We start from the raw sequence: 11,051 nt of genomic DNA, 5'->3' as shown, positions 1-11,051 counted from the left end.
TAGGGAATAAAGCCTGAGCTAAGGCTAATCCTGCTGTGTCGCTGCATTGTAAAGTCATGTTCAAAGAACCCATTTCACTAGCCCATGTAGGCGCTATAGTATCTTCAATAGTAATCACTTGCGTGAAAATATCAGAAGTATTTCCACAGTCGTCTTTTACAGTCCAGGTGTTGGTGTAAGTTCCTGCATTTCCACAACCTTCAGAAGCCATAAACTGTCCACTTACTTTTACAATGTTTGAAACATTTGTATCACATAAGTCAGATGCTGTTGGGAACATTGCCTGAGCGTTTTCTAATCCTGAAAGATCGCTGCATTGTAGCGTTACATTCAAAGAACCCATTTCAGTTGCCCATGTAGGAGCAGTGGTGTCTTCGATAGTAATTACTTGCGTGAAAGTATCAGAAGTATTTTCACAGTCGTCTTTTACAGTCCAGGTGTTGGTGTAAGTTCCGGAATTTCCACAACCTTCAGAAGCCATAAACTGACCGCTTACTTTTACGATATTAGAAACATCAGTATCACATAAGTCAGAAGCTGTTGGGAACATTGCCTGAGCATTTTCCAAACCTGAAAGATCACTGCATTGTAGAGTTACATTCAAAGAACTCATTTCAGTTGCCCATGTAGGAGCGGTGGTGTCTTCGATAGTAATTATTTGAGTGAAAGTATCAGAAGTATTTCCACAATCGTCTTTTATTGTCCATGTATTGGTATAAGTTCCGGAGTTTCCACAACCTTCAGAAGCCATAAACTGACCACTTACTTTTACGATATTAGAAACATCAGTATCACAAAGATCTGAAGCCACAGGGAACATTGTCTGAGCGTTTTCTAATCCTGAAAGATCACTGCATTGTAGAGTTACATTCAAAGAACTCATTTCAGTAGCCCAAGTTGGTGCAGTGGTATCTTCGATTGTTATCACTTGCGTGAAAGTATCAGAAGTATTGCCACAATCGTCTTTAACAGTCCAGGTATTGGTATAAGTTCCTGAGTTTCCACAACCTTCAGAAGCCATAAACAGACCACTTGCTTTTACAATGTTTGAAACATCAGTATCACATAAGTCAGATGCTGTTGGAAATAAAGCTTGAGCTAAAGCTAATCCTGCTGTGTCGCTGCATTGTAAAGTCATGTTTAAAGAATTCATTTCAGTAGCCCAAGTTGGTGCAGTGGTATCTTCGATTGTTATCACTTGCGTGAAAGTATCAGAAGTATTACCACAGTCGTCTTTTACAGTCCATGTGTTGGTGTAAGTTCCTGAGTTTCCACAACCTTCAGAAGCCATAAACTGTCCGCTTACTTTTACAATGTTTGAAACATCGGTATCACATAAGTCAGAAGCTGTTGGGAATAAAGCCTGAGCTAAAGCTAATCCTGCTGTGTCGCTGCATTGTAAAGTCATGTTTAAAGAATTCATTTCAGTAGCCCATGTAGGCGCTGTAGTATCTTCGATAGTGATTACTTGCGTGAAAGTATCAGAAGTATTACCACAGTCGTCTTTTACAGTCCATGTGTTGGTGTAAGTTCCTGAGTTTCCACAACCTTCAGAAGCCATAAACTGTCCGCTTACTTTTACAATGTTTGAAACATCGGTATCACATAAGTCAGAAGCTGTTGGGAATAAAGCCTGAGCTAGAGTCAAACCAGCTGTGTCGCTGCATTGTAAAGTCATGTTTAAAGAATTCATTTCAGTAGCCCATGTTGGTGCCGTGGTGTCTTCGATAGTAATTACTTGTATAAAACTATCCGTAACATTTCCGCAATCATCTTTTGCAATCCAGCTATTAGTATAAGTTCCTGCATTGGCACAGCCCTGAGAGGCAGTAAAATCACCACTGGTTTTAGTATAAGTAACAATTGTACAATTTGCAGTTGCAGTTGGTGCCTGGTTTTGAGCAGCTTGTAATCCTCCTGTGTCGCTGCATTGTAAAGTAACATTTAGAGTACCTGGCTGTGTGATCCATGTTGGTGCCGCATTATCTTCAATGGTGATTACCTGTGTGAAAACAGTTGAAGTATTTTGGCAAACATCCTTAGCTTCCCATGTATTTGTATATGTTCCTGTACTTCCACAGCTTCCTCTTTGTAATGTTCCACTTGTTTTGGTGTAAGTTACTGTTCCATCACAGTTATCAGTAGCGATTGGAGCCATAGCCTGAGCATTAATCAAACCTTCAGTATCACTACATTGAAGGGTAACATTCAAAGAATTTGTTACAGTTGTCCACATTGGCGCAGTAGTATCCTGAATAGTGATGGTTTGAGTAAATGTTGTTGAGGTATTTAGACAAACATCTTTTGCAACCCATGTATTAGTATAAGTTCCGGAGTTTACACAAGAACCCGCAACAAAGCTTCCACTTGTTTTGGTATAGGTTACAGTTCCACCACAGTTATCGGTAGCGATTGGCGCAGCTGCCTGAGCAGTTGCCAAACCTGAAAGATCACTACACTGCAAAGTCACATCTAAAGAAGCTGCAGCAGTTGTCCACATTGGTGCGGTTGTATCCTGAATTGTAATAACCTGAGTGAAAGTAGTTGATGAGTTGTTGCAAACATCTTTAGCTACCCAGGTGTTAGTGTAAGTTCCGGAGTTGATACAAGAACCTGCAACAAAGCTTCCGCTTGTTTTGGTATAGGTTACAGTTCCACCACAGTTATCGGTAGCGACTGGTGCTGCTGCCTGAGCAGTTGCCAAACCAGAAAGATCGTTACACTGCAAAGTCACATCTAAATAAGCTGCCGCAGTTGTCCACATTGGCGCGGTTGTATCCTGAATGGTAATTACCTGAGTGAAAGTAGTTGATGAATTATTACAAACATCTTTAGCTACCCATGTATTAGTGTAAGTTCCGGAGTTGATACAAGAACCAGCTACGAAGCTTCCGCTTGTTTTGGTATAAGTCACAGTTCCACCACAATTATCGGTAGCGACTGGCGCTGCTGCCTGAGCCGTTGCCAAGCCGGAAAGGTCACTACACTGCAAAGTGACATCTAAAGAAGCTGCAGCAGTTGTCCATGTTGGAGCGGTTGTATCCTGAATAGTGATAGTCTGTGTGAAAGTAGTTGATGAGTTGTTACAAACATCTTTAGCTACCCATGTATTAGTGTAAATTCCGGAGTTGATACAAGAACCAGCTGTAAAGCTTCCGCTTGTTTTGGTATAGTTTACAGTTCCTCCACAATTATCGGTAGCGATTGGCGCTGCTGCCTGAGCAGTTGCCAAACCTGAAAGATCGCTACACTGTAAAGTTACATCTAAAGAAGCTGCAGCAGTTGTCCATATTGGCGCAGTAGTGTCCTGAATTGTAATAACCTGAGTGAAAGTAGTTGATGAGTTGTTGCAAACATCTTTGGCAACCCATGTATTAGTATAAGTTCCGGAGTTGATACAAGAGCCTGCTGTAAAGCTTCCGCTTGTTTTGGTATAGGTTACAGTTCCTCCGCAATTATCGGTAGCTATTGGTGCTGCTGCCTGAGCCGTTGCTAAGCCTGAAAGATCACTACACTGTAAAGTCACATCTAAAGAAGCTGCAGCAGTTGTCCACATTGGTGCGGTTGTATCCTGAATTGTAATAACCTGAGTGAAAGTAGTTGATGAGTTGTTGCAAACATCTTTGGCAACCCATGTATTAGTATAAGTTCCGGAGTTGATACAAGAGCCTGCTGTAAAGCTTCCGCTTGTTTTGGTATAGGTTACAGTTCCTCCGCAATTATCGGTAGCTATTGGTGCTGCTGCCTGAGCCGTTGCCAAACCTGAAAGGTCGCTACACTGCAAAGTTACATCTAAAGAAGCTGCAGCAGTTGTCCACATTGGTGCGGTTGTATCCTGAATTGTAATAACCTGAGTGAAAGTAGTTGATGAGTTGTTGCAAACATCTTTGGCAACCCATGTATTAGTATAAGTTCCGGAGTTGATACAAGAGCCTGCTGTAAAGCTTCCGCTTGTTTTGGTATAAGTTACAGTTCCTCCACAGTTATCGGTAGCGATTGGTGCTGCTGCCTGAGCAGTTGCCAAGCCGGAAAGATCGCTACACTGTAAAGTCACATTTAGAGAAGCTGCCGCAGTTGTCCACATTGGCGCGGTTGTATCCTGAATGGTAATTACCTGAGTGAAAGTAGTTGATGAGTTGTTGCAAACATCTTTGGCAACCCAGGTGTTAGTGTAAGTTCCGGAGTTGATACAAGAACCAGCTGTAAAGCTTCCGCTTGTTTTGGTATAAGTCACAGTTCCACCACAATTATCGGTAGCGATTGGCGCTGCTGCCTGAGCCGTTGCCAAACCTGAAAGGTCGCTACACTGCAAAGTTACATCTAAAGAAGCTGCAGCAGTTGTCCACATTGGCGCAGTAGTATCCTGAATTGTAATTATCTGAGTGAAAGTAGTTGATGAGTTGTTGCAAACATCTTTAGCCACCCATGTATTAGTGTAAGTTCCGGAGTTTACACAAGAGCCTGCTGTAAAGCTTCCGCTTGTTTTGGTATAGGTTACAGTTCCTCCACAATTATCGGTAGCGATTGGCGCTGCTGCCTGAGCAGTTGCCAAACCTGAAAGATCGCTACACTGTAAAGTTACATCTAAAGAAGCTGCAGCAGTTGTCCATATTGGCGCAGTAGTGTCCTGAATTGTAATAACCTGAGTGAAAGTAGTTGATGAGTTGTTGCAAACATCTTTGGCAACCCATGTATTAGTATAAGTTCCGGAGTTGATACAAGAGCCTGCTGTAAAGCTTCCGCTTGTTTTGGTATAGGTTACAGTTCCTCCGCAATTATCGGTAGCTATTGGTGCTGCTGCCTGAGCTGTTGCCAAACCGGAAAGGTCACTACACTGCAAAGTCACATTTAGAGAAGCTGCAGCAGTTGTCCACATTGGTACGGTTGTATCCTGAATGGTAATAACCTGAGTGAAAGTAGTTGAAGTATTCAAACAAACATCTTTAGCTACCCAGGTGTTAGTATAAGTTCCGGAGTTTACACAAGAACCTGCAACAAAGCTTCCACTTGTTTTGGTATAGGTTACAGTTCCACCACAGTTATCGGTAGCAATTGGTGCTGCTGCCTGAGCAGTTGCCAAACCGGAAAGGTCACTACATTGTAAAGTCACATTCAAAGCATTTGCAGTCGTTGTCCAGATTGGTGCCGTTGTATCGTTAACAGTAACTATTTTTTCACAAGTAGAACTGCATCCATTTAAAGTAGTCGTTAATAATAATTTAAACGTTGTATTACAAGTAGAGCCAGCTAAAACAGTTACGCTTTGTGCATTAGAAGCAGATGTGATTGTAGCACCATTTGCAGTTCCTGAAGGCAAAGACCACGCATAAGTAGTCATATTTGCCGGAGCCGTATAAATATTAGAAGAAGATAAACATACAGGACCAGAAGTACCAGTAATGGAACAACCAACAGGAACATTAACCGTTACGGTTGCTTCACTTGTAGCAATAGCATTTCCAGAGCATAAACCTGAATTAGAAAATATTGCTCTGAATAATGTGGTTTCTGTTAAATTACCTGTATTATATGCTGTTAAACCTGCAGTATTAGGGATATCTACCCAAGCAGAAAATGGAGCAACAGATGATTGCCACTTAATTACAGTAGAATTAGCAGTGAGACCGGTTATTGTTAAGGCGCTGCTAGCCCCTGAACAAATAGTCGTGCTTGGTCCAACAGTTCCTTTTAGAGGAATTCCAAAAGTAAGCGGGGTATTAATACACGGACTTGAATTAGGAGAATTACCGCTAACCGATGCTAATTTTGTAACATTGATTATACCAGGGTTATTTGGATCACAAATATTAATTCCCAAACTTCCAAAAGGAATATTAAACTCTAAAAAGGTAGCACCGGAATTACAATTTGCGTTACCAGACTGCGCAGCAAGACCTGGAGGGATAACGTTAGTTTGAGTTTTAACATTTCCATTTCCTGTATATAAAGTAAAACCATTTCCGTTAGAATTAATCTCTAAGATATATTCAGCACCAGCTACACTAATGGTACCTCCAAATGAGTCTGATGTTAATCCGGTTAAAGGGTCATTATTGGTGTCTAAGTACAACCTAAAAAGTGCTGAACCACCATTACCAATGTCCATACCTAATCTCAATACTTGATTTTGAGTGTCAACTTTAGCGTGAATCGTTCCAATTTGACACGTTGAAGAAGGACTAGCTAATAATACTTTGCTATAAACAGTGCCAGTTGCATATTCATCACCAACTGTACTCGGACCCGGGCAATAATCTCCATCAAATGTATTTTGAGAATAGCCATTTGTAATAAATATTAAAAAAAGCAACGCTGTCAAAACGCCTTTAATATTAATATTTTTAAAAAAATAAGTAATGATTTCCATAATCTCTAATTTTATTAAGTTAGGATTAAAATGTTTTTGGACTTCTTGTCTTAAAATGAATTTTTGGGGTTATTCAGTTAAAAGACATTTTAGATCTAGCGATTTGGAATAATGTAGTATTGCGATTATTTCAAATTTTTAACAGAAAATCTATGAATCAAAATTATATAGATTGATTTAATTATGTTTTTTTTATCTGTAACTAACCTGAAAAATCGTTTAAATGCGTTTTTTTTGTTAAATAATTCTCTCAAAATGATTTTTTTAATAGAATTATAACAAGTCTAAAAGTGCATTTTGTAGACTTTTGAACTATTTTTTAAATTTTAAAAATAATTATAAGTTACTATAAATCAGTTAGTTGTATATTTTTATTATGCCGCTAAATAATATCGATGAAGTGATAATTTTGACAGATGAAAAGCACTTTTTCCTAAATTTATTTTTAGTTTAATTCTTTCATTACTGTTAAGAATTTAGTAAAAATGTTAACAGAATAAAAAAACAATAGTCTATTGAAATTTCTTTTGTAAATTAGGATTGTACTTCTGTTGGTATTTATCATTTAAAAATATCTTTCTATGAAAAATTTAATTTTAATACGACATGCAAAATCAAGTTGGGAAGCCCCATTAAAGGATTTTGACAGACCTTTGATGAAAAGAGGGATTTTAGATGCTCATAATGTTTCAGGAGCGATTTCAAAATTTCTCCCTAAAACCTATACAATCTGGAGCAGTACTGCCGCAAGGGCAACTGAAACAGCTATTATTTTTGCACAGAATTTATCGTATCCATTAGAAAGTATTTTATTCAAAGATGAGCTTTACACATTCGATGAAAGACATCTTGAAAAAGTTATTAAATCATGTGATAATAGTTTAGAAAGCGTTATTCTTTTCGGACATAACGAGGCTATTACAAATTTTGTTAATAAATTTGGGGATGTTTTTATTGATAATGTTCCAACTTCCGGTTTTGTATCACTGCAATTTGATTCAGAAAGCTGGGATACGATAGATAAAGGCAAAACCCATAAAACAATATTCCCCAAAGATTTAAAATAAATAACGTGCACGAACAGAAATATATCGACAGAGAAAAAAGCTGGTTAGCGTTTAATGCGAGAGTACTTCAGGAAGCCGGTGATAATACGGTTCCGCTTTTAGACAGACTGCGTTTTGTCGGAATTTTTTCAAACAACTTAGATGAGTTTTTCAGAGTTCGATATGCTGCAATCCGGCGATTGAGCCTTTCGGGTATTTCGGCCGAAAAATATTTAGGCGGTATGTCCGCACATCAGTTAATTAAAGATATTACAGAAATCGTGATTCAGCAGCAGTCTGAAAGTTTACGTATTCTCGGTAATATTGAAGCTGAACTTGAAGCTGAAAATATTTTTATTATAAACGAAACCCAAATTACTCCAAAGCAGGAATGTTTCTTAAAGGACTTTTATATGCAAAAGCTGAGTCCCGAACTGGTAACCATCATTCTGAATGATCTGGCAGTTTTTCCGGTTCTTAAAGATACTTTAGGCTATTTGGCGGTTCGGTTAGAATTAGCAAATGATGAAGTTCGGTATGCTTTAATTGAAATCCCTAAAAATATCAACAGGTTTGTTGTTCTTCCTTCAGAAGACGATAAACAATATGTAATCTTAATTGATGATGTTATTCGTTTAAAACTAAAAAACATCTTCAATATATTTGATTTTAAAAGTGTTTCGGCACACATGATCAAAATTACACGTGATGCTCAATTAGATATTGACAGCGATTTGAGTAAAAGTATGCTCGAAAAAATCGCATCTTCTGTAAAAGAACGCCGTATTGGAGAACCTGTTCGTTTTATTTATGATAATTTGATTGAAGAAGATACCTTACAGTTCTTTTTGGAAAAAATGAAAATTGAAGAAACAGACAGTATAATTCCGGGCGGAAGATACCACAACCGCCGTGATTATATGAGTTTTCCAAATTTAGGACGTTACGATTTATTGTATAAACCAAATGAACCTTTGCCGGTTTTGGGCTTGAGTTTAGACGGAAGTATTTTAGAAAAAATCAATAAAAAAGATTATCTGGTACATGCGCCATATCAGTCTTTCTCCTATCTGACAAAGTTTTTACGTGAAGCTGCCTTAGATCCGAAAGTTACCAGTATCAAAATTACGTTATATCGTCTGGCAAAGAATTCGCAGATTATCAGTTCGCTTATTAATGCCGCCAAAAACGGTAAAAGAGTAGTGGTTCAGATTGAACTTCAGGCTCGTTTTGATGAAGCTTCGAATATTTCCTATGCAGAACAAATGCAGACAGAAGGAATCGAACTTATTTTTGGAATTAAAGGTTTGAAAGTTCATAGTAAAATATGTGTGATTGAAAGAGCTGAAGAAGGTAAAACTCGTCGTTACGGATTCATTTCTACCGGAAATTTTAACGAATCAACAGCAAAAATTTATACAGATGTAACACTTTTGACCTGTCATCAGGGAATTTTAAAAGATGTTTCCAAAATTTTCGAATTCTTTGATATTAATTACAGAGTACATCGTTACAAACATTTAATTGTATCTCCGCATTATACAAGAACCAAATTTATCAAATTAATTGATCGTGAAATTTTACATGCGCTTGCCGGTAGAAAAACACATATAAAATTAAAAATGAACAGCTTGTCAGATTTTAAAATGATCGATAAGTTATATGAAGCCAGCAATGCAGGAGTGAAAATTCAGCTTCAGGTAAGAGGTATCTGTTCATTGATTCCGGGAATTCCGGGCATGAGCGAAAATATTGAGGCAATCAGTATCGTTGATAATTATCTGGAACATTCAAGAGTTTATATTTTTGGAAATGCCGGTCTGACAGAAGTATATATTTCTTCTGCCGATTTTATGACCAGAAACCTTGACGGAAGGGTGGAAGTGACTTGTCCGATTTACGATCATGCCATAAAAAAGGAGCTAATAGATAATTTTAATATTGCCTGGAAAGGGAATGTAAAAGTGAGGTATCATTCTTATAAATTAGACAATAAATATAAACCGCGAAATCATCATGCACCTTTCAGGGCACAATTTGAAACCTATAAATACTACCAGAATAAAATAGAAATAGCTGAAGAAATTGTTCAGAAAACAGACTAATTAATTACATAAATTTTAAATTTCAAATCATAAAGTGAGCATGATTAAAATAAAAAAATATGCAGCAATAGATATCGGTTCGAATGCCATGAGGCTGCTGATATCGAATGTTGTAGAACAAGAGGGTAAAGAACCGCAGTTTAATAAAAGTTCACTTGTCCGTGTTCCAATTCGTCTGGGGCAGGACGCTTTTACAGTTGGTGAGATTTCAGAAGAAAACACGGACAGAATGGTTGATGCCATGAAAGCATTCAATCTTTTAATGAAAGTACATAAAGTAGAAAAATATAAGGCTTTTGCAACTTCGGCAATGCGTGAGGCATACAATGCAAAGGAAGTTGTAGAGCTAATCAAGAAAAAAGCCGACATCAAAATTGAAATTATTGATGGAAAAAAAGAAGCAGCCATTATTGCTTCGACAGATTTACATCATTTGCTTAAAACTGATCTTACGTATCTTTTTGTAGACGTCGGGGGTGGTAGCACCGAATTTACCTTATTTTCTAACGGAAAAATGGTGAATTCAAGATCTTTCAAAGCGGGTACGGTTCGTTTACTGAACAATATGGTGCATGATGTGGTTTGGGATGAAATTGAAAAATGGATCAAAGTCAATACCAAAGATTACGAAGAGGTAACACTTATTGGTTCGGGAGGAAACATCAATAAATTATTTAAAATGTCCGGAAAACAGCAGGAAAAACCGCTTTCGTACATTTACGTCAATTCGCAATATGCTTTTTTAAACTCCCTTACATACGAGCAAAGAATTACCGAATTAGGTTTGAACTCTGACCGTGCCGACGTAATTATACACGCAACACGTATTTACCTGAACGCAATGAAATGGAGCGGTGCCCGACAGATTTATGTGCCGAAAATAGGACTTTCTGACGGAATCGTAAAAGCAATGTATTACGGTAAAATTTAATTAGAATTTAATAGATGAACAAAACTAGACTTGAAGCTTTCAGTGATGGCGTTTTAGCAATTATTATCACTATTATGGTACTGGAAATTAAAGTGCCTCACGGACATGAATTTGCAGATTTAAAACCGCTTATTCCTAAGTTTTTAAGCTATATTCTGAGTTTTATTTATGTTGGAATTTACTGGAACAACCATCATTATCTGCTTCATGGTTTGTCTAAAGTAAACGGAAAGGTACTTTGGAGTAATCTGCATTTGCTTTTTTGGCTTTCTTTAATTCCGGTTTCAACAGGCTGGATGGGAGAAAGTAATTTTGGAAAAGCTTCTATGGCATTTTATGGTATTGTTTTATTGCTTTCGGCGATTTCGTACTTCATTTTACAATATGTAATAATGTGCAGTGAAGGCGAAGATTCTGTGTTGCGAAAAGCTTTAAAAAAAGATGCTAAAGGAAAAGCGTCTGTAGTTTTATATATCATCGGAATTATAGCTTCATTTTACAGCGAATGGATTTCCGGTGCAGCTTATTTCATTGTAGCAATGTTATGGCTGATTCCGGATAAGAGAATTGAAAAGGTTTTTGCTCCTAAAAATTAACAGAAG

Annotated in this window: 5 protein-coding genes; 4 read left to right on the top strand and 1 reads right to left on the bottom strand. The window is 37.7% G+C overall.

The genetic code is table 11. The annotated features are described in order from the left end of the window. Positions 1-6,367, bottom strand: a 6,367-nt coding sequence (locus GWR14_RS17290) for an Ig-like domain-containing protein (RefSeq protein WP_163410326.1), incomplete at its 3' end; no start/stop codon positions are given. A 581-nt stretch (positions 6,368-6,948) separates the two neighbouring features. On the opposite strand from GWR14_RS17290, the gene GWR14_RS17285 reads away from it, so the two are divergent. The 4 genes from GWR14_RS17285 to GWR14_RS17270 are packed head-to-tail and all read left to right on the top strand — an operon-like array spanning position 6,949 to position 11,045. Then, positions 6,949-7,434: a SixA phosphatase family protein gene (locus tag GWR14_RS17285; RefSeq protein ID WP_163410325.1), complete on the top strand. Its 486-nt coding sequence runs from the start codon at positions 6,949-6,951 to the stop codon at positions 7,432-7,434. 5 nt (positions 7,435-7,439) lie between these two features. After that, positions 7,440-9,518: a polyphosphate kinase 1 gene (gene ppk1 / locus GWR14_RS17280; protein WP_163410324.1), complete on the top strand. Its 2,079-nt coding sequence runs from the start codon at positions 7,440-7,442 to the stop codon at positions 9,516-9,518. Between the two features lie 40 nt (positions 9,519-9,558). Continuing rightward, positions 9,559-10,449, top strand: coding sequence for a Ppx/GppA phosphatase family protein (locus tag GWR14_RS17275; protein WP_163410323.1), 891 nt, complete (start codon positions 9,559-9,561; stop codon positions 10,447-10,449). Positions 10,450-10,463: 14 nt separating this feature from the next. Then, entirely contained in the window at positions 10,464-11,045 is a 582-nt protein-coding gene (locus tag GWR14_RS17270; RefSeq protein ID WP_163410322.1) for a TMEM175 family protein, read from the top strand. Positions 11,046-11,051: the final 6 nt, after the last annotated feature.

Origin of the sequence: Flavobacterium ajazii, assembly GCF_010614725.1 — a bacterium.
Classification (GTDB): Bacteria; Bacteroidota; Bacteroidia; order Flavobacteriales; family Flavobacteriaceae; genus Flavobacterium; species Flavobacterium ajazii.
This window is presented reverse-complemented; position numbering and strand designations above follow the sequence as displayed.